At 68.5% G+C, this 19278-nt stretch carries 16 protein-coding genes and 1 pseudogene; 10 read left to right on the top strand and 7 right to left on the bottom strand.

The window, feature by feature from the left end:
* Positions 1–85 precede the first annotated feature (85 nt).
* Positions 86–1057, top strand: coding sequence for a carbohydrate kinase family protein (locus tag ACTWP6_RS05210; protein ID WP_260753557.1), 972 nt, complete (start codon positions 86–88; stop codon positions 1055–1057).
* A 61-nt stretch (positions 1058–1118) separates the two neighbouring features.
* Here the strand turns inward: ACTWP6_RS05210 and asnB are convergent, their stop codons facing one another.
* Positions 1119–3050 carry an asparagine synthase (glutamine-hydrolyzing) gene (asnB, locus tag ACTWP6_RS05215; RefSeq protein ID WP_396884565.1) on the bottom strand — a complete coding sequence of 644 codons (1932 nt, stop codon included), beginning with the start codon at positions 3048–3050 and terminating at the stop codon, positions 1119–1121.
* Between the two features lie 159 nt (positions 3051–3209).
* Between asnB and ctaC the strand changes: the two genes are divergently transcribed.
* The 4 genes from ctaC to ACTWP6_RS05235 all read left to right on the top strand — a co-directional run bounded on the left by ctaC (position 3210) and on the right by ACTWP6_RS05235 (position 6374).
* Positions 3210–4244: an aa3-type cytochrome oxidase subunit II gene (gene ctaC, locus ACTWP6_RS05220; protein ID WP_260753554.1), complete on the top strand. Its 1035-nt coding sequence runs from the start codon at positions 3210–3212 to the stop codon at positions 4242–4244.
* A gap of 9 nt (positions 4245–4253) precedes the next feature.
* Positions 4254–4673: a cytochrome c oxidase subunit 4 gene (locus ACTWP6_RS05225; protein ID WP_260753553.1), complete on the top strand. Its 420-nt coding sequence runs from the start codon at positions 4254–4256 to the stop codon at positions 4671–4673.
* Positions 4674–4833: 160 nt separating this feature from the next.
* On the top strand, positions 4834–5709 hold the full coding sequence (locus ACTWP6_RS05230; protein WP_260753552.1) for an MmpS family protein: 876 nt from the start codon (positions 4834–4836) through the stop codon (positions 5707–5709).
* A gap of 14 nt (positions 5710–5723) precedes the next feature.
* The gene (locus tag ACTWP6_RS05235) at positions 5724–6374 is read left to right on the top strand and encodes a DUF2561 family protein (protein WP_260753550.1); all 651 of its coding nucleotides are present in this window, start codon (positions 5724–5726) and stop codon (positions 6372–6374) included.
* A 225-nt stretch (positions 6375–6599) separates the two neighbouring features.
* On the opposite strand, the gene qcrB is transcribed toward ACTWP6_RS05235, so the two are convergent.
* The 4 genes from qcrB to ctaE are packed head-to-tail and all read right to left on the bottom strand — an operon-like array spanning position 6600 to position 10967.
* A complete protein-coding gene (qcrB, locus tag ACTWP6_RS05240) occupies positions 6600–8258 on the bottom strand; it encodes a cytochrome bc1 complex cytochrome b subunit (RefSeq protein WP_260753548.1) in 1659 nt (552 codons plus the stop codon).
* Positions 8255–9463 (bottom strand): cytochrome bc1 complex Rieske iron-sulfur subunit, encoded by a 1209-nt coding sequence (gene qcrA, locus ACTWP6_RS05245; RefSeq protein ID WP_443187038.1) that lies wholly within the window; start codon positions 9461–9463, stop codon positions 8255–8257. Before qcrA ends, qcrB begins: the two co-directional genes overlap by 4 nt.
* Positions 9460–10296, bottom strand: coding sequence for a cytochrome bc1 complex diheme cytochrome c subunit (qcrC, locus tag ACTWP6_RS05250; RefSeq protein ID WP_443187039.1), 837 nt, complete (start codon positions 10294–10296; stop codon positions 9460–9462). Before qcrC ends, qcrA begins: the two co-directional genes overlap by 4 nt.
* A 59-nt stretch (positions 10297–10355) precedes the next feature.
* Positions 10356–10967 (bottom strand): aa3-type cytochrome oxidase subunit III, encoded by a 612-nt coding sequence (gene ctaE / locus ACTWP6_RS05255; RefSeq protein WP_260753545.1) that lies wholly within the window; start codon positions 10965–10967, stop codon positions 10356–10358.
* A 135-nt stretch (positions 10968–11102) separates the two neighbouring features.
* On the opposite strand from ctaE, the gene trpD reads away from it, so the two are divergent.
* Entirely contained in the window at positions 11103–12131 is a 1029-nt protein-coding gene (gene trpD, locus ACTWP6_RS05260) for an anthranilate phosphoribosyltransferase (protein ID WP_443187110.1), read from the top strand.
* On the opposite strand, the pseudogene ACTWP6_RS05265 reads toward trpD, so the two are convergent.
* Positions 12069–13874: pseudogene (locus ACTWP6_RS05265) on the bottom strand (DEDD exonuclease domain-containing protein); the annotation flags it as partial. The gene trpD and the pseudogene ACTWP6_RS05265 sit on opposite strands and share 63 nt — an antisense overlap.
* A gap of 124 nt (positions 13875–13998) precedes the next feature.
* On the opposite strand from ACTWP6_RS05265, the gene ACTWP6_RS05270 reads away from it, so the two are divergent.
* The 4 genes from ACTWP6_RS05270 (at position 13999) to ACTWP6_RS05285 (ending at position 17441) form a co-directional block, all read left to right on the top strand.
* Positions 13999–14241 (top strand): hypothetical protein, encoded by a 243-nt coding sequence (locus tag ACTWP6_RS05270; RefSeq protein ID WP_260753541.1) that lies wholly within the window; start codon positions 13999–14001, stop codon positions 14239–14241.
* Positions 14242–14393: 152 nt separating this feature from the next.
* Positions 14394–15530 carry a peptidoglycan hydrolase RipC gene (gene ripC, locus ACTWP6_RS05275; protein ID WP_443187040.1) on the top strand — a complete coding sequence of 379 codons (1137 nt, stop codon included), beginning with the start codon at positions 14394–14396 and terminating at the stop codon, positions 15528–15530.
* On the top strand, positions 15499–16308 hold the full coding sequence (locus ACTWP6_RS05280) for a peptidase (protein WP_443187041.1): 810 nt from the start codon (positions 15499–15501) through the stop codon (positions 16306–16308). Before ripC ends, ACTWP6_RS05280 begins: the two co-directional genes overlap by 32 nt.
* Positions 16305–17441 carry a glycosyltransferase family 4 protein gene (locus tag ACTWP6_RS05285; RefSeq protein ID WP_443187042.1) on the top strand — a complete coding sequence of 379 codons (1137 nt, stop codon included), beginning with the start codon at positions 16305–16307 and terminating at the stop codon, positions 17439–17441. The genes ACTWP6_RS05280 and ACTWP6_RS05285 overlap by 4 nt, the downstream gene beginning before the upstream one ends.
* Here the strand turns inward: ACTWP6_RS05285 and ACTWP6_RS05290 are convergent.
* The gene (locus ACTWP6_RS05290; RefSeq protein WP_443187043.1) at positions 17438–19240 is read right to left on the bottom strand and encodes an AMP-dependent synthetase/ligase; all 1803 of its coding nucleotides are present in this window, start codon (positions 19238–19240) and stop codon (positions 17438–17440) included. The two genes, ACTWP6_RS05285 and ACTWP6_RS05290, sit on opposite strands and share 4 nt — an antisense overlap.
* Between the last annotated feature and the right edge of the window lie 38 nt (positions 19241–19278).

Below are 19278 nucleotides of genomic sequence, written 5' to 3' on the forward strand. Positions count from 1 at the left end.
GCGAGGCCGGGACGGGGCCGAGATCTGCCCGCCGGAGTGCTCGACACTAGGCTGAAATGCTCATGAACACGAAGGGTGGGACTGCGTGACCATTGCGGTGACCGGATCGATAGCGACCGACCATCTGATGCGCTTTCCGGGGAAGTTCTCCGAACAGCTGCTGGCCGACCACCTGCAGAAGGTCTCGTTGAGTTTCCTCGTCGACGATCTCGTCATGCATCGCGGCGGCGTCGCCGGGAACATGGCGTTCGCGATGGGCGTGCTCGGCGGAAGCCCGCTGCTGATCGGAGCGGTCGGGGAAGACTTCGACGACTACCGGCAGTGGCTCACCGCGCACGGTGTGAACTGCGACAGCGTGCTCGTGTCACAGAGCGCCTACACGGCGCGGTTCGTGTGCACCACCGACGAGGACATGGCCCAGATCGCGTCCTTCTACCCGGGGGCGATGTCGGAGGCTCGCAACATCAAGCTTGCCGACGTCGTGAAGCAAACGGGCACACCGGATCTGGTGATCATCGGAGCCAACGACCCGGAGGCGATGTTCCTCTACACCGAGGAGTGCCGCACGCTCGGCCTGGCGTTCGCGGCCGACCCCAGCCAGCAGTTGGCGCGGCTGTCGGGGCAGGAGATCCGCAATCTGATCAACGGCGCGAGCTACCTGTTCACCAACGACTACGAGTGGGATCTGCTGCTGCAGAAGTCCGGCTGGTCGGAGGCAGAGGTGATGAGCCAGATCCAGCTGCGCGTCACCACCCTGGGTGAGAAGGGCGTGGACCTCGTGGGTCGCGACGGAACCTTCGTGCACGTCGACGTGGTGCCCGAGACCCACAAGGAGGATCCGACCGGGATCGGCGACGCGTTCCGCGCCGGCTTCCTGACCGGCCGTGACGCCGGGCTGTCGCTGGAGCGCGCGGCCCAGCTGGCCTCTCTGGTGGCCACGCTGGTGCTGGAGGCCCCGGGTCCGCAGGAGTGGAGCTGGCACAAGGAGTCGGCCGTGGAGCGCCTCTCGGACGCGTATGGGGCTGAAGCTGCCCGGGAGATCGCCGAGGCGCTTTAGCGCCGACAGAGCCCACAGAGGCGCTTTAGCGCCGACAGAGCCCACCGAGGCGCTTTAGCGCCTAAAGCTGTACGGGGTAGGTCGGCTCGCTGATCTGCGGGGTCACGCTCTTGTCGACGAAGATCCCGTACCACAGCATGAAGATCAGCATGGTCCACAGCCGGCGGCTGTGGTCGGTGGTGCCGCTGCGGTGTTCGTCGAGCATGGAGCGGACCGCGGCGAGATCGACGAAATCGCCCGCGCCGGACGTGCCGACCATCCCGTGCGCCCAGTCGAGCAGCTCGCCGGAGCGCAGCCAGTGCCGGATCGGCACCGGGAAGCCCAGTTTCGGGCGGTTGAGCACGTGCGCGGGAACGATGGGTTCGAGCGCGCGACGCAATGCGTACTTCGTCGTCGACCGGGTGATCTTCTGGTCGTACGGCAGCCTCGACGCGACCGCGAACACCTCGGGATCCAGGAACGGCACCCGCAACTCCAGCGAGTTGGCCATCGTCATCTTGTCCGCCTTGACCAGGATGTCGCCGCGCAGCCAGGTGAACAGATCGATGTGCTGCATCCGCGCCACCGGGTCCCAGCCCTGTGACTGGGCGTACACCGGCGCCGTCACATCGGTGTGCACCCATTCCGGGCGGAACCGCGGCAGCACCGCGCGCAGCTGCGCGTCCGAGAAGCTGCGCGCGTTGCCGTAATAGCGCTCCTCGAGCGTCAAGGATCCGCGGTGCAGCAGGCTCTTGCCGCGCAGACCCTCGGGCAACGGGCCGGCCATCCGGCCCACCGACTTGCGCAGGCCGCGGGGAAGGTAGTCGAAAGCCTTGAGCGACAACGGTTCCCGATAGATCGTGTAGCCGCCGAACAGCTCGTCGGCGCCCTCGCCGGAGAGCACCACCTTGACGTGTTTACGGGCCTCCCGGGCGATGAAGTACAGCGGGACCAGCGCCGGGTCGGCGACGGGTTCGTCGAGATACCAGACGATCTCGGGCAGCGCCGCGACGAACTCCTGCTGGCTGACCACCTTGGTGACGTGGCGGGCGCCGATCGCTTCGGCCGATGCGACCGCGACGTCGACCTCGGAGAACCCCTCCCGTTCGAAGCCGGTGGTGAACGTGATCAGCCGCGGGTTGTGCCGCATCGCCAGCGCCGCGATCGCGGTCGAGTCGATACCGCCGGACAGGAACGCACCCACCGTCACATCGGCACGCATGTGCTTGGCCACCGAGTCCTCGAGCGCGGCGGTGATCTCGTCGTAGCGGGACTGCTCTGTTCCCGGCCGGAATGCCACCGCGTCGAACCGCGGCTTGAAGTAACGCGTCACCTCCGGGCCGGCGCCCGGCCGGATCACAGCCGAACTGCCCGATTCCAGCCTGCGGATGCCGCGGTGCAGCGTCTCGGGTTCGGGGACGTACTGCAACACGGTGTAGTGCTCAACGGCTCGCTCGTCGATACCGAGATCGATCCCGAGCCGGTCGGCGACCTCCAGCAGGCATTTCTTCTCGCTGCCGACGACGGTGCCGCCGGGGCCGGTCGCCATGTAGAGCGGTTTGATGCCGAAGGGGTCCCTGGCACAGAACAGTTCCTGTGTGACGCTGTCCCACAGCGCGAACGCGAACATGCCGCGCAGCCGGGTCAGCGCTTCGGCGCCCCAGTGGTGGTAGGCCACCACGATGGCCTCGCCGTCACCGTCGGTGTGGAACTCCGCGCCGAACTCGGACCGCAGCGCGTCCCGCAGTTCCAGGTAGTTGTAGATTTCGCCGTTGAACACCAGCGTGTAGCGCTCCGGCGCCTCCGGCGGCCCCCACCGCAGCGGCTGGTGGCTGTGTGCGATGTCGATGATCGAGAGCCGGTTGAAACCGAGCACCACGCGGCCGTCGTGCCAGGTGCCGGGCTCGTCCGGGCCGCGGTGCCGCATCTGGGCGGTCGCTCCGGACACGGCATCGACGGTGGTGGGGGATACCTCAGAGGAAGGGTCGGTGACCAGCGCCAGAAGTCCGCACACCGCGCCAGTATGCCTGTTGCGGAGTGCGTGCAGAGATCGGCACGTGCCCACATCCACCGGTCCCTTCGCGTGCGGTCGAGGGCGTGGTCTACGCTGCGTAGTATTCGATGCAGCCGTCTGACCGGCCGCCGGTTTAACGACTTAGTAGGAGGCGCCAACGTGTCCGCTCGCGGTCCTAAGTTGGTGGCATTGTCGCTGCTTCTGGGCGGGACGGCGGTGCTACTCAGCGGGTGCAGTTGGTCTGAGGTGCTCGGCCTCGGCTGGCCCAACGGCATCACCCCGGAAGCACACCTGAACCGCGAATTGTGGATCGGTTCGGTGATCGCCGCGTTCGTCGTCGGCGCGATCGTCTACATCCTGCTGTTGTGGACGATGGCCTTCCACCGGAAGAAGAAGGGCGACACCGAGTTGCCTCGCCAGTTTGGCTACAACATGCCGCTGGAGCTGACGCTGACGGTGATCCCGTTCATCATCATTTCGGTGCTCTTCTACTTCACCGTGGTGGTGCAGGAGCGGATGCTGAACAAGGAAGACAACCCTGAGGTCGTGATCGACGTCACGGCGTTCCAGTGGAACTGGAAGTTCGGCTACCAGAAGGTCGATTTCGCCGACGGCACGCTGACCTACGACGGCGTGGACAACGCCCGCAAAGAGGCCATGACCTCGCGTCCCGAGGGCGTGGACGATCACGGCATCGAGCAGGTCGGCGCCATCTACGGCAAGAACCCCGAGGACCGTACCTACCTGAACTTCGACAAGATCGAGACCATCGGGACCTCCACCGAGATCCCGGTGCTGGTGGTGCCGGTCGGCAAGCGGGTCGAGTTCCAGATCGCCTCGGCGGACGTCATCCATGGGTTCTGGGTGCCTGAGTTCCTGTTCAAGCGGGACGTGCTGCCCAACCCCAAGGAGAACAACTCCGACAACGTCTTCCAGATCAGCGAGATCAACCAGACCGGCGCGTTCGTCGGTCGTTGCACCGAGATGTGCGGCACCTACCACGCGATGATGAACTTCGAGCTGCGTGTGGTGGAGCCCAACGACTTCAAGGCGTACCTCGATCAGCGCAGTGCCGGCAAGACCAACGCCGAGGCGTTGGAGGCGATCAATCAGTCGCCGGTGGCCGTCACCACCAAACCCTTCGACACCCGTCGCGGTGAGGGAGCACCCGAGCTGCCCCAGGCGAGCAGGTAAGGACAGCAGATGCACATCGAAGCCAGGTTGTTCGAGTTCCTGACGGCGTTCTTCGCGCTGTGCACCGTGGTGTACGTCGTGCTGACCTATATGTTCGCCCAGGGCGGTATCGAGTGGGCCGGCAGCACCGCGCTGGCGCTCACCACGGGCCTTTCGCTGATCGTCGGCACTTTCTTCCGGTTCGTCGCGCGCCGCCTCGACACCCGGCCCGAGGACTACGAGGACGCCGAGATCGCCGACGGCGCCGGAGAGCTCGGTTTCTTCAGCCCGCACAGCTGGTGGCCGATCTTCATCGCGCTGTCCGGATCGGTCGCTGCAGTTGGGCTGGCCATGTGGCTGCCGTGGCTGATCATCGCCGGCGTCTGCTTCATCCTGGTGACCGTGTCGGGTCTGGTCTTCGAGTACCACTGGGGCCCGGAGAAGCACTGACCACCGCCCCGGCGACAAGGTCACAATCAGGGCATGAGTTCACCCGCAACACGCGTCGAGCCATCCGATCGGGTGCTGCCGTTGGGTAGTGTTGCCGAGGCGCCATGAGCCGCCACGGCGACCACCGCGCCGGAGAAGCAGTCGAAAAGGATAGACGTAGATGAGCGGGCCGAATCCTCCCGGGCAGGACTCTGGCAGCTCTGGCCTCCCAGGTGAGGAGCCGGCTGGCCAGCCCACCCCGGACGAACCCACCGCCGACAATCCCGATACCGGTCAGACCGACTTCTATTCTCGGGCCTATTCGGCGCCGGAATCCGAACAGTTCGTCAGTCCGCCCTACGTGCCGGCGGACGCATCGTTGTACGACTACGACAGCTACGACGCGAACGTCGACGTCGAGCAGGCGCCGCCGCCCCGATGGCCGTGGGTGGTCGGGGTGGTTGCGATCGTTGCCGCGATCGCGCTGGTCGTGTCCGTGTCGGTGCTGGTGACACGCACCGAGACCGACAACCTGGCGACACCGACCACGACGACCACCGAATCGGTGCCCCCGGTGCAGGACGAGTTCACCACGACCGAGCCGCCGCCGCCCCCGCCGCCTCCGACCTCGGAAGAGGCTCCGCCCCCGCCGCCACCACCTGAGACCGTCACGGTCACCGAGCCGCCGCCTCCTCCACCGCCGGCCACCACGGAGGCGCCGCCTCCGCCGCCTCCGACCACGGAGGAACCGGCACCGCCGCCGCCTCCGACCACGACGCGGTCGGGACCGCGTCAGGTCACCTACTCGGTGACCGGGACGAAGGCGCCGGGCGACATCATCACCGTCACCTACATCGACGCGTCGGGTCGCAGCCGTACGCAGCGCAACGTCTACATCCCGTGGTCGTTGACGGTCACCCCGATCTCCCAGTCGGAGGTCGGCTCGGTTCAGGCTTCGAGCCTGTTTCTGGTCAGCCGGCTGAACTGCTCAATCACGACAAGCGACGGAACGGTGTTGTCGTCCAACACCAGCAACGCCGCACAGACCAGCTGTTAGGCCGCAGACCGCAGATGACGAACCTCACCGACACCACCCGGACCCGGCCGGGCCTCGACGTCGCCACACTCGATCGCACGGATCGCCTGCTGCTGGGCGGCTGTGCCGTGGTGTGGTTGGCCGCACTGGGTGCCGCGGTCGCGGCCGTCGTGGCCTTGGTCGACCTCGCGCGAGGCCATGCGCAGTCCGCAGGGGGGTCCGGGACCCCGTGGGTGCTGTACACGATCATCGGGGTGTCTGCGGCGGTGATCGTGGCGGCTGTGCCGCTGCTGCTGCGTGCCCGGCGGACGACCGAATCGGAGGCCGTGCCCGCGCCGGCACCGCGTGCCGAGAGCGCACCGTCGCCGGTGCGCGGGCTGGACGCACCGACGGAGAAACTGCGCGTCGCGCGCCCCGTCGAGGCGAGCGGTCCGTTGCCGACGATGCCGGGGTCCTCGGCGGCGAGTTCGCCGGTGACCGACCAGATGTACCTGCGGTGCACCGCATCGATCGCGGCCGCGATGGGCGTTGCGACGCTGCTGATCTCGGCGGCGACCTATCTGATGGCCGTCGACAGCGACACTGCGGCATGGGTGCTGTACGGCCTCGCCGGCGCCGTCACCGTCGGGATGTGCGCGCTCCCGTGGTACTTCCTGCGCGAGCTGCGCTCCGACACCGAAAGCTGAGCCGGCCCGGGCGAAGACGCGGACGGCTGCGGGGAGTCTCGGGGGTCACACGAATCTGCTTTCTGCAGTGGTCTTCTCGCGCTTTGTCTGCAGAGGGTGAATGCGTGTGACGGGTGGGGCGGGGGAGGGCCCGGGACGAACCGGCCCTCTTCGGCCGACAGCTCACACAAAAAGATCCGCCCCCATCCTTGCGGCTGGGGGCGGATCTTCGTGCTTCGCGGCTCGTCAGTGGTGTCCGTTGGACGATCCGTTCGAGGAGCCGTTGCCGGAGCTGCGCTCCTGGTGCTCCCGCAGTGCGGTCAGCGCGCGATGCTCGGACGCGTGCGCCGCCTCGGTCAGCGCCTCGTGCTCGGACAGCGGGTCGCCCCGCAGGAAGCTGCCGGTGCCCGGGGCGCCCGCCGATCCCAGCTTGTTCATCCGCTTCGGCAGGGCGGCGCCCTGGTACTGCAGCGGAATCGGATGACCATGCTCGTCGACAGGACCCAGCGGCTGGTGCAGCTCGACGTAGGCGCCGTGCGGCAGCCGCTTGATGATGCCGGTCTCGACGCCGTGCTCGAGCACCTCGCGGTCGCTGCGCTGCAGCGCCACCGCCCAGCGGTAGGCGACGAAGTACACGATCGCGGGAAGCACCACCATGCCGACGCGGCCGATCCACGTCGTCGCATTGAGCGAGATGTGGAACTTCAGCGCGATGATGTCGTTCATACACGCGAAGGTCAGCACGATGTAGAACGCGATCGCGGCGGCGCCCACCGCGGTGCGGGTCGGTGCGTCACGCGGACGCTGCAATAGGTTGTGGTGCGCGTCGTCCCCGCTCAGCTTCTTCTCCAGGAACGGATACGCAGCCAGCAGCGTGAAGATCAGTCCCATGCCCACAGCCACCCACACGCCCTGCGGGATGGTGTGACCGAACGGGTAGAACTCCCATGCCGGCCACAACCGGATCAGGCCGTCCGTCCACATCATGTAGAAGTCCGGCTGGCTGCCCGCCGACACCTGGGACGGCTTGTAGGGGCCGATCGTCCACACCGGGTTGATCTGGAGCAGGCCGCCCATCAGACCGAGGATGCCGACCGTCACCGCGAAGAACGCACCCGACTTGATCGCGAACACCGGCATGACGCGCACGCCGACGACGTTGGTCTCGGTGCGGCCGGGGCCGGGGAACTGCGTGTGCTTCTGGAACCAGACCAACGCGAGGTGAACACCGATGAGCGCCAGGATGATTCCCGGAATCAGCAGAATGTGCAGCGCATAGAGGCGGGGGATCAGGATCTCGCCGGGGAAGTCGCCGCCGAACAGCGCCCAGTGCATCCAGGTGCCGACGATCGGGATGCCCATCGTGATGCCCGACAGCGCGGCGCGGATGCCGGTGCCCGAGAGCAGGTCGTCGGGCAGCGAGTACCCGAAGAAGCCTTCGAACATGGCCAGGATCAGCAGCAGCGAGCCGATCACCCAGTTCGCCTCACGCGGGCGACGGAACGCGCCGGTGAAGAAGACACGGGCCAGGTGGACCATGATGGACGCGGCGAACAGCAGCGCCGCCCAGTGGTGGACCTGACGGACGAACAGGCCGCCGCGCACCTCGAAGCTGATGTCCAGCGTCGTCTCGTAGGCGCGGGACATGCCGACCCCGCGCAGCGGCTGGTACACGCCGTCATAGGTGACGTGCGCCATCGACGGATCGAAGAACAGCGTCAGGTAAACGCCCGTGATGAGCAGCACGATGAAGCTGTACATCGCGATCTCGCCCAGCAGGAACGACCAGTGCGTGGGGAAGACCTTGTTGAGCTGCCGGCGCACCGCAGCCGACGGGTGATACCGCGAGTCGATCGCGTCACCCTGCCTGGCCGCGATCGTGGCTGCGTCTAGACGTGGGCTCATGACTTCCGCTCCCAGAATGCCGGTCCGACGGGTTCGATGAAGTCGCCGTTGGCGACCAGGTAGCCCTCTTGATCAATGGTGATCGGCAGCTGCGCGAGCGCACGGGCCGCCGGACCGAAGATCGGCTTGGCGAAGTGCAACGCGTCGAACTGCGACTGGTGACACGGGCACAGAATGCGGTAGGTCTGCTGCTCGTACAGCGAGGACGGGCAGCCCAGGTGCGAGCACACCTTCGTGTAGGCGAACAACTCGCCGAAGTTGAAGCTCTCCTGGCCGCGGCGCTTGACCACCCGGGACATGTCCGCGGGCTTGATGCGGATCAGCATCACCGGGTTGCGCACGCCCATCGAGATCTCGAAAATGTGGTGCTCGGACTCGACAGTCGTTCCGTCACCGTCGGATTCACGCCACGGGTACACGGTCTCCATGCCGCCGGCATCGATGTCCTCGGGACGCATCTTGACGAACGGGGACTCGCCGGGCTTGCCGGTCGCGCGGGCCAGATAGATGGTCTCGCCCTCGAAGCGCGGCGTCCAGCCCGAGGTCCACAGCACTGCCTTGGGGCCCTCCGCGGTCGGAACGACGGGCTTCCACGGGTTCTTGATGAGCCCGCCGATGAAGGCCACAAGCGTGCCCGCTCCGAACGCGCCGAAGCCGATGCCCAGCGACAGGCCGATCAGCTTGCGGCGCTTGATGGTCGAGCCGTCGAGCGCGTCACCGAGGTTGGCCGCGATGGTCTTGCGGTGGATCTCGGGGGAGCGGCCGTCGTGGCGCTCCTGGACCGAGATCTCCTCGGGGATGAACTTCTTCTGGAACAGCACCGCGCCGATACCGATGGCCAGCACCGACAGCCCGAAGGTCAGACCGTAGAGCGGGGTGGTCAACGAGTACAGGAATTCGCCGTCGGAACCGTAGGGCTTGTACTCCCACGGCCAGAACAGGAAGATCAGCAGCAGTGCGAGGCCGGAGAAACCGGCCAGCAGAAACCAGTACGCGACGGTGCGTTCGGCGCGCTTCTCGGCCTTGGTGCCGGGCACCGGCCAGCGCGGCTCCTTGTGAACGATCTCGACGCCGTCGAGCTTGCCGCCCAGTTCGAGCAGTTCTTCCTGCGTCATCTTCGCCAGTTCGGCGTCGGTGGGCTGCCCCGGTTCGCCCTTGTGGCCGGGGACGTCGGTGCCCTTCACGTCGTCGTGCGCGTCACTCATGCCCGTGCTCCGATCCAGAGAGCGGCGGCGATGATTGCCACCATGCCGACGATCCACGCGACCATGCCTTCGGACGTCGGTCCGAAGCCGCCCAGTCCGAGCCCGCCGGGTGTGGGCGTCTCGGCTGCTTCGCGGACGTAGGCGACGATGTCGCGCTTCTCTTCAGGGGACAGCTGGCGGTCGGAGAATTTCGGCATGTTCTGCGGACCGGTCAGCATCGCGGTGTAGATCTGGGCCTCGTTGGCGTCACCGAGGTCGGGGGCGTACTTGCCGGACGAGAGCGCGCCGCCCTTGCCCGTGAAGTTGTGGCACGACGCGCAGTTGAGGCGGAACAGATCACCGCCGCGGGCCACGTCGTTACCGATCAGCGAGTGAGACGCGATCTGGCCGTTCTCGTCGCGCGGGACGACGGGTCCGCCGCCGTTGGCCTGGATGTAGGCGCCGAGCGCGTCGGTCTGTGCCTCGTCGAACTGCCGCGGCTTGGCCGGGGCCTGCGCCTCGCCACGCATCGCCGGCATACGGCCGGTGGACACCTGGAAGTACACCGCCGCCTCGCCGACGCCGATCAGGCTCGGGCCGCGATCGGCGACACCCTGCAGATTCACGCCGTGGCACGACACGCAGGAGGTCTCGTAGAGCTGTTGACCAGTGCGCAGCATCGCCGACGCCGATTCATCGGCGACCGCGACCTGTGGTGACGGAGTCAACGTAGCCGCCAGGCCACCGGCCATCACCAATCCGCTCAGCAGCAGCAGTGCCGCCGTGACGCGTCGGCGCACCCGCCGCCGGCGAACCGTCGCCGGCCGTCCGGCACCGCGTGACTTGCTGGTCATCGAACCCCTTCTCATCCGCTCGTTGGGCTGTGACGTCGTCGGACGTTCCGGCTCGCCGGTCATCGGACGAAGTAGATGACGGCGAACAGAGCGATCCACACGATGTCGACGAAGTGCCAGTAGTAGGACACGACGATGGCCGCGGTGGCCTGGGCGGGCGTGAACTTGCTCATCCGGGTGCGCAACAGCAGCAGGACGAACGCGATCAGACCACCGATGACGTGCAGGCCGTGGAAGCCGGTCGCCAGGTAGAAGACGGTGCCATAGGCACTGCCGGCGATTGTGGTTCCGTGCTCGACGAGGTGCAGGTACTCATAGCCCTGGCCCAGCACGAAGAAGGTGCCCATCGCCAGCGTGAGCGTGTACCAGCGGCGGAGCCCGAATACGTCGCCGCGCTCGGCGGCGAACACGCCCATCTGGCACGTGAACGACGACGCGATCAGCACCAGCGTCACCGGTACGGCGAGAGCGAGATTCAGTTCGGTCGGCTCCGGCGGCCAGTCGCCGTGTGCCTGTGCGCGCGCCGTGAAATACATCGCGAACAGTCCAGCAAAGAACATCAACTCACTGGAAAGCCACACGATGGTGCCGACACTTACCATGTTCGGCCGGTTCAGCGAATGAACGCGCGAGGTGATGGCGGTTCCGGAGGTTCCTACAGCGCTCGTCACGAGAGCAAGTATGACGCTTTGTAGTTGTCGAACTCCACCCGGGTCAGGCAATTCGTCATAATCACTTCTGTGACTACCCCTGCGCCCCATTCCACATCGGCTACCGACGTCTCCCGGAGCGCTCCCACCTGGCCGATGATCCTGGGCAGACTGACGACGGGTCAGGGGTTGCTGGCGGGGCAGACAGCCTGGGCGATGGACCAGATCATGACCGGGACCGCAACCCCGGCGCAGATCGCCGCGTTCGCGGTTTCGATGAAGATGAAGCGGCCCACGTCGGCCGAGGTGACCGAGCTGGCCGACATCATGCTCAAGCACGCCCGCCGGGTGCCGACCGACACGATCGGCAACGCGACCGTGGACATCGTCGGCACCGGCGGTGACGGCGCCAACACCGTGAACCTGTCCACCATGGCCTCGATCGTGGTGGCCGCAGCCGGCGTGCCCGTGGTCAAGCACGGGAACCGGGCCGCGTCGTCGCTGTCGGGCGGAGCGGACACGCTCGAGGCGCTCGGGGTACGGATCGATCTGGGTCCCGAGGACGTCGCGCGGTGCGTGGCCGAGGTCGGCATCGGCTTCGCGTTCGCCCCGCAGTTCCATCCGTCGTACAAGCATGCCGGCGTGGTGCGCCGTGAGATCGGTGTGCCGACGGTGTTCAACCTGCTGGGGCCCTTGACCAACCCGGCCGCCCCGCGGGCAGGCCTGATCGGTTGCGCCTGGGGCGACCTGGCCGCGGTGATGGCGGGGGTATACGCCACCCGCGGCTCCAGCGTGCTGGTGGTGCACGGTGACGACGGGCTCGACGAGCTGACCACCACCACGACGAGCACGATCTGGCGGGTGCAGGCCGGCACGGTGGAGCGATTGACGTTCGACCCGGCCGCGTTCGGCTTCGCCCGGGCCGACATCTCCGAACTCGTCGGCGGTGACGCCGAGGCCAACGCGGCGTCGGCCCGCGCGGTGCTCAGCGGCGCCAAGGGGCCGGTGCGCGATGCCGTCGTGCTCAATGCCGCCGGCGCGATGGTCGCTCACGCCGGGCTATCCAGCGACGCCAAGTGGGTTCCGGCCTGGGAGTCCGGGCTCGCGCGGGCGAAGGAGGCGATCGACTCCGGGGCGGCCGAAGAGCTGCTCGCGCGTTGGGTGCGGCTCACCCAGAGTCTCTGAGCGGCGAAGCTCCGGCCCGCCGAACTGTTCGGCGAGCTGTTCGGCGGCGGCCCGCGCCGAGCGCGCGGTGGCGGCCCACGCCGCGAAGCGTCCGGCCGCGGCCAACGGTGTGCAGTAGCCGGTGTCGGTTCGCACGATCCGCACGCCGGGCTGAGTGAGCCAGCGCGCGATCAGGCCCGTCTCCTCGACCAGCGCTCCACCGAGCGGTCCCGGAGCAGGCAGGATCGCTTGGGCGGACGCGGTGAGCGCGTCCACCACGGGCATCGGCGGAACCCCGCGGGCGGCCCCTCCGGCCGCGGCGAGCTGGCCGTGCCGGATCACCGCGAGATGCCAGCCACCGCCGCCGTCCGGTCTGGCGGCCACCAGTTCGCCGATCGCCGACAGGGCCCGAAGTCGCTGGCCTCGCCACAGCGCATCGATCGTGGCGGCGGTGTGATCGCGCAGGCGCGCGGCCGTCTCGTACCGGTTCCGTCCGGACAGCTCGGCGATGTGGGCCAGGGCCGCCTCAAGGGCCCGGCCGCACCGGCCGTCCATGAGTGCGAGCGCATTCCGGGCCGCCGCGGCGTACGCGTCGGCGTCGGTGCCGCGCAGCGCCGGACACGGGGAGACCTCGCGCTCCGGGCAGGCCGGCCCGTGCACGGCGGTGCGGCCGAGCCGCTTGGTGCAGGTGCGCACCCCGGTGAAGCGGGCCATCAGCGCCGCGGCCTCGGACGCATCGGCCCGGGACCGGAACGGGCCCACCGCGCTGTCACTGCGCGGGGCGCGCACTGTGGAGAACCGGGGGAAGGGCTCGTCGGTCAGTGTCACCCACCACCACCGGTGCGGGAATTTCGACCGTCGGTTGTACGGCGGCGCGTGTGCGGCCAGCAGCCGCAGTTCGCGCACACCCGCTTCCAGTTCGTGGGCGCATTCGACGTGGTCGACCCTGACGGCCAAGGACGCCATCTCCTTGATGCGGGTGCGCGGGTCGGCGCCGCTGAAGTATTGGGAGACCCGGCGGCGCAGATCGACGGCGGTGCCCACGTAGAGCACCTCCTCGGACGGGCCGCGGAACAGGTACACCCCCGGGCTGCGTGGCAGCGCCCGCGCGAGGTGACGCTTGCTGCGTTGCGCGGGAGTGACATCCGGCAGGTAGGCCCGCAGGTCGGCGAACGTGTGCACGCCCTGGTTGCCGACGCGCTCGATGAGCCCGTGCAGCACGTCGACAGTGGCGCGGGCGTCGTCGAGCGCGCGGTGGGTGGGCGTGGTTGTGGCTCTGAACAGTTGAGCCAGCGCGGAGAGCCGCACGCTGGGCGCCTCGTCCCGCGTGAGGACCCGGCGGGCCAGCGCCACGGTGCACAGCACCGGCGGTTTCGGCCACGGCAGGTGGTGGCGCTCGGCGGCGGCGCGAAGGAAGCCGATGTCGAATCCGGCATTGTGCGCCACCAGCACGGCGCCCCGGCAGAACTCGAGGAAAGAGGGGAGTACCGCCTCGATCCGCGGGGCGTCGTACACCATGGCCGTGGTGATGCCCGTCAGCGCGACGATCTGTGGCGGGATCGCGCGCCCGGGATCGACCAAAGTGGCGAACTCGCCCAGGATCTCGCCGCCGCGCACCTTGACCGCGCCGATCTCGGTGATCTCGTCGTGTCGCTCGCCGGACGATCGCCCGCCGGTGGTCTCCAGGTCGACGACGACGAAGGTGGTCTCGCGCAGCGTGGGGTCAGCCGTGGGATCGACATCGGCGAAGCTGAGCTGACCCATGTGCTGAACGTAGGTCCCCGGGGTGACAACTGCGGCGAGGCGGCGCCGTGCGAAACGGTTGTCGGAATCAATGTCGGAGGCCGTCGATACCGTGCGCTCGACTGCGATCGGAAGGACAGGTGCGATGGCACAGGAGCAGTGGCCGGCGGGCGAACGCCCCGACCCCGGGACTTTGAAGATCGACTGCGACGACTGCGCGGTGCGCGGGCCCGGATGCCGGGACTGCGTGGTCAGCGTGCTGCTCGGCGTTCCCGAAACGCTGCGCGTCGACGAGCGGCGGGCACTCGAGGTGCTGGCCGAGGTCGGGTTGGCGCCGCGGCTGCGGCTGGTTCCGATCCACCGTCAGGGCGGGTCCGGGGTGGCCTGACGACACGCGGCCTGCGCGCCCTTCGCGTGTCGCGGTGCCGGCTGTTAGATTTGCGGCTTCCGTTGGACAAGGCCGATGCCGTTTCGTAACCTGTTTGAGACCTAACAGCAGTTCTGGGTGGCTCGTTACGGCAATTGAAGGACGCATAAATCTTGAGGCTCGACCGCGCGCACACTAAGTCCCGTCGTATTCGGCAAACCTTCATCAGTGCGATGGCCGGCATGGCTTTATTCGGTGCGGTGCTCGCCGGAGGGGCATACGCCGACCCCGCTGAAGACGCGCTGGCAAAGCTGAATCAGCTGTCACGGCAGGCTGAGCAGACCACCGAGGCAATGCACTCCGCTCAGCTCGACCTCGACAACAAGCTCGCCATTAAGCAGGCCGCGGACGCCAAGCACGTCAGCGATGTGGCCGCGATGGAGGCGGCCAGGACCCAGCTGTCGGATTTCCAGCGCAAGGTCGACAGCCTGGCGGCGGCTCAGTACATGGGCGGCCGTACGTCGGGCTTCGACGCGATGCTGACGGCGTCCTCCCCGCAGGGGCTGATCGACCAGATGTCGGTCCAGCGGGTGATGGCCGCCGAGATGCAGTCGCAGATGGCCAACTTCCGCGAGGCCGGCCGCCAAGCCGAGGTCGCCGAGCAGGCGTCCGCCGCGTCCGCCGCGGAAGCCAGGACAGCGGCCGAGCAGGCAGCAGCGGTACGTGCCGAGCTGCAGGCCAAGCAGAGCCAGCTGCAGACCCAGATCGCGATCGTCAAGGCTCAGTACGAGGCCTTGACGCCGCAGCAGCGCGAGACCCTCGCCGCCGCCCCGCCGCCGCCACCGGTGCCAGCCGCGGCGCCCGTGCCGCCGGCGCCCGGTCAGGACCCGGCCGTGCTGGCCGCACCGCCCGCGCCTCCCGCCCTCGGGGCGATTCCGCCGGGCGACGTCGCGCCCCCCGGATCGCCGGTGGCCACCACCGTCATCCAGGCCGCGCTGAGCCGTATCGGTTCGCCCTACTCGTGGGGCGGCTCCGGTCCCGGCGCCTTCGACTGCTCCGGGTTGGTGATGTGGTCCTTCCAGCAGGCTGGTATCTCGCTGCCGCATTCGAGTCAGGCGCTGGCCCGCGGGGGCCAGCCGGTGTCTAGGGATCAGATGCAGCCGGGTGACCTCGTCACCTATTACTCCGATGCGTCGCACGTCGGCATCTACATCGGTGACGGGATGATGGTGCACGCGTCCACCTACGGCACACCGGTGCGGGTCGCCCCGGTGGACAATGCGCCGATCTACAACGTCCGTAGGTACTGAGCCCTCGCGGCCCGCGGCTCGCCGCCGGGTCGGGGCGGTGCTGGGCGCGGAGTTGCTCTGCGCGGTACTGCTGGTCGGTGGTCCAGCGGCGCCCCCTGCCGGTCCCAGCGTCGCCGCTCCGGTGAGCCACACCCTGTCGGCTCCGGTCGCGGCGGCGTTGCCGGACGGCCGCACGGCCCAGCTCATCGATCTCGGCGCCGCGGGCGGCCACGACCTGCTCACCCGGATCTCGGCTGAACTGCCCGGCGCCGCGGAGGCGGTCACCGCGTTCTGGGGTCCGGACTGGCGCCCCGACATCTCGGTGGTGGTCGCCGGATCGGCCGAGCAGTTCGCCACGCTGGCCGGTGGCAGCGCCGACGTCGCGGCCACCACCACCGCCGAGCGCATCATGTTCTCCCCGGCGGCCGGCGCGATGAATGACGCCGATCTGGAAATGGTGCTGCGCCACGAGCTGTTTCACTACGCGGCCCGGGCCGACACCGCCGCCGATGCCCCGGTGTGGCTCACCGAGGGCGTCGCGGACTTTGTCGCGCGCCCGCCGGCCGAGCCGCCCGCGGTTGCGCCGACGCCGCCGACTGACGCCGAGCTGACCACACCGGGTCCCGGTCGGGCGGCGGCCTATGACAGGGCGTGGGAGTTCGCGACCTACGTGGCCGGAGCCCACGGCGCCGCGACGCTGCGGGCGCTGTATGTCGCGGCGTGCGGGCCCGGCCATCCCGACGTCGCGACCGCCATCCGCGACGTGCTCGGCGACGATCTGCCCGCGGGTGCGCGATGAGACGGATCCTGTTGGTCACCAACGACTATCCGCCGCGGCGCGGTGGCATCCAGGCCTACCTGGAGGCGCTCGTCGGCCACATCGTGGAATCCGGTGGGCACCGCCTGACGGTGTATGCGCCGAAGTGGAAGGGCGCCGAGGACTACGACGCCGTGGCCGCAGCGACCGGTTACGAGGTGGTCCGCCACCCCGGCACGCTGATGGTTCCCGAGCCGACCGTCGCCCTGCGGATGCGCCGGCTGATCCAGGAACGCGACATCGACACCGTCTGGTTCGGCGCCGCGGCACCGCTGGCCCTGCTGGCGCCGCTGGCCCGTGCCGCCGGCGCGCAGCGGGTGATCGCCAGCACCCATGGTCACGAGGTCGGCTGGTCGATGCTGCCGCTGGCGCGAACAGCGTTGCGCCGCATCGGCAACGACACCGACGTCGTCACCTACATCAGCTCCTACACGCGGGGGCGGTTCGCCTCGGCGTTCGGCCCCGGCGCGGCACTGGAGCGCGTGCCGCCCGGTGTGGACACCGATCGTTTCGTCCCTGACAAGGTCGCTCGCGCCGAACTGCGGGCCCGTTACGGACTCGGGACCCGGCCGGTGGTGGTGTGTGTGTCGCGTCTGGTGCCGCGCAAGGGCCAGGACATGCTGATTCGGGCGCTGCCCGCGATCCGTCAGCGGGTTCCCGACGCCGCGCTGGTGATCGTCGGGGGCGGCCCGTACCGCACGGCGCTGCACCGGCTCGCGCACACCTTCGGAGTCGCCGAACACGTGGTGTTCACCGACGGCGTGCCCGGCGATGAACTGCCCGCACACCACGCGATGGCCGACGTGTTCGCGATGCCCTGCCGGACCCGCGGGGCCGGCCTGGACGTCGAGGGGCTGGGGATCGTCTACCTGGAGGCGTCCTCGACCGGAGTGCCGGTGGTGGCCGGGCGGTCCGGCGGCGCGCCGGAGACGGTCGTCGACGGACAGACCGGCGTCGTGGTCGACGGATGGGACGTCGGGGCGATCGCGGCGGCCGTCGGCGACCTGCTGGCCGACCCGGCCCGCGCCGCGGCGATGGGTGCCGCGGGACGGCAGTGGGTGGTCGACAACTGGCGGTGGACCAGGCAGGCGGAGCGTCTGGCGCGACTGCTCTAGGCCGTGCTGTAGAGCCCTTCGATCTCGTCGGCGAACTTGTCGGCGACCACCTTGCGCTTGACCTTCAGAGTCGGCGTCAGTTCGCCGGTGAGCACGGTGAAGTCGGCGGGCAGGATGCGGAACTTGCGGATGGCCTCGGCCTTCGACACCGCCTGGTTGGCGTTCTTGACGGCCAGGTCGATCTCGCCGACGAGGTCCGGATCGTCGATCAGGTCGGCCACGGACGCGGCCGATGCCTTGCCGTGGTGCTGCTTCCAGATCTCGAAGGCCTCCGGGTCGATGGCGATGAGCGCACCGACGAACGGCTTGGCGTCACCGACGGCCATGGCCTGACTGATCAACGGATGGGCGCGCAGCTGATCCTCCAGAACCGCGGGGGCCACGTTCTTGCCCCCCGCCGTCACGATGATCTCCTTCTTGCGGCCCACGATGGACAGGAACCCGTCGTCGTCGACGCTGCCCAGGTCGCCGGTGTGGAACCAGCCGTTGACGATCGCTTCCTTGGTGGCGGTCTCGTTGCGCCAGTAGCCGTTGAACACCACGCCGCCGCGGACGAGCAGTTCGCCGTCGTCGGCGATCGCCATGCTGTTGCCCGGCAGAAGCTTTCCGACTGAGCCGACCTTGAGCTCACCGATGCGGTTGGCGGTGATCGCGGCGCTGGTCTCGGTCAGGCCGTATCCCTCGTAGATCGTCAGGCCGATACCCCGGTAGAAGTGGCCCAGGCGGGCGCCGAGAGGAGCCCCGCCGGAGATGGACGCACGGCAGTTGCCGCCGGTGGCCGCACGCAGCTTGGTGTAGACCAGCCGGTCGAACAGCGCGTGCTTGGCCCGCAGCACCAGGCCCGGGCCGCCGGTGTCCTGGGCCTTGCTCCACTCGATGGCGGTCTCCACCGCCTTCGCGAAGATCGCGCCCTTCCCGCTGTCCTGGGCGTTCATCTCCGCGGTGTTGTAGACCTTTTCGAAAACCCGCGGAACGGACACGATCACGGTCGGTTTGAACTGGCCGAACATCGGGACCAGGTTCTTGATGTCGCTGGTGTAGCCGATGGTGACACCGTTGGCGAACGCCGTCATCGACAGCGCGCGGGCCAGCACGTGCGCCAGCGGGAGGAACACCAGCAGGCGCTCACCCTTGCGGAGCAGGGTGGGGAAACAAGCGGTCGCCCCGCGGATCTCGTAGAGGAGGTTGGAGTGGGTCAGCTGGCAGCCCTTCGGGCGGCCGGTGGTGCCCGAGGTGTAGATGAGCGTGGCCGGATCGGCGCTCTTGATCGCGGCGAGCCGGCGGTCCACCTCGGCGGGGTCGACCGAGGCGCCGGCCTGGGCCAGTGCTTCCAGCGCGGCGGGCGCGGCGGTGTCGATGACCGAGACCTTGCGCAGCGCGGGCAACTCGTTGAGCATTTCCTTGACCATCAGCGCGTGCGCCTCGATCTCGACGAAGGCCAGCACCGCGCCGGAGTCCTCCAGCACCCAGCGCACCTGATCCGGTGAGGAGGTCTCATAGATGGGGACGGTCACCGCGCCGATCGACAGGATCGCGTAATCGAGGATCACCCATTCGTAGCGCGTCGCGGACAGCACCGCGACCCGGTCACCCGGCTGCACGCCTTCGGCGATCAACCCCTGTGCGGCCGAGCGGATCTGCTGGGCGGCCTGCCGGCGTGTCACGTCCGTCCAGGCGCCGTTGACAAGGCGCTGGAAGATCACGTGATCGGGATTGTCGCGTTCGTGGGAGTAGACGACCGAAGCGACGTTGTCTCGCTCGCTCACGGTGAACGAGGCGGGAACGCTGAACTCACGCACGATGGAGCCCTCTCGACATATGCGGCAGTGCGGCGTCC

The organism is Mycobacterium sp. 4D054, from assembly GCF_052245755.1.
Lineage (GTDB): Bacteria > Actinomycetota > Actinomycetes > Mycobacteriales > Mycobacteriaceae > Mycobacterium.

Coding starts and splice junctions, on each gene's coding strand:
- qcrC (WP_443187039.1), bottom strand. CDS start 10,296: ATGACCAGCAAGTCACGCGGTGCCGGACGGCCGGCGACGGTTCGCCGG.
- ACTWP6_RS05225 (WP_260753553.1), top strand. CDS start 4,254: ATGCACATCGAAGCCAGGTTGTTCGAGTTCCTGACGGCGTTCTTCGCG.
- ACTWP6_RS05285 (WP_443187042.1), top strand. CDS start 16,305: ATGAGACGGATCCTGTTGGTCACCAACGACTATCCGCCGCGGCGCGGT.
- qcrA (WP_443187038.1), bottom strand. CDS start 9,463: ATGAGTGACGCGCACGACGACGTGAAGGGCACCGACGTCCCCGGCCAC.
- ACTWP6_RS05230 (WP_260753552.1), top strand. CDS start 4,834: ATGAGCGGGCCGAATCCTCCCGGGCAGGACTCTGGCAGCTCTGGCCTC.
- trpD (WP_443187110.1), top strand. CDS start 11,103: ATGATCCTGGGCAGACTGACGACGGGTCAGGGGTTGCTGGCGGGGCAG.
- qcrB (WP_260753548.1), bottom strand. CDS start 8,258: ATGAGCCCACGTCTAGACGCAGCCACGATCGCGGCCAGGCAGGGTGAC.
- ACTWP6_RS05270 (WP_260753541.1), top strand. CDS start 13,999: ATGGCACAGGAGCAGTGGCCGGCGGGCGAACGCCCCGACCCCGGGACT.
- ACTWP6_RS05235 (WP_260753550.1), top strand. CDS start 5,724: ATGACGAACCTCACCGACACCACCCGGACCCGGCCGGGCCTCGACGTC.
- ACTWP6_RS05280 (WP_443187041.1), top strand. CDS start 15,499: ATGCGCCGATCTACAACGTCCGTAGGTACTGAGCCCTCGCGGCCCGCG.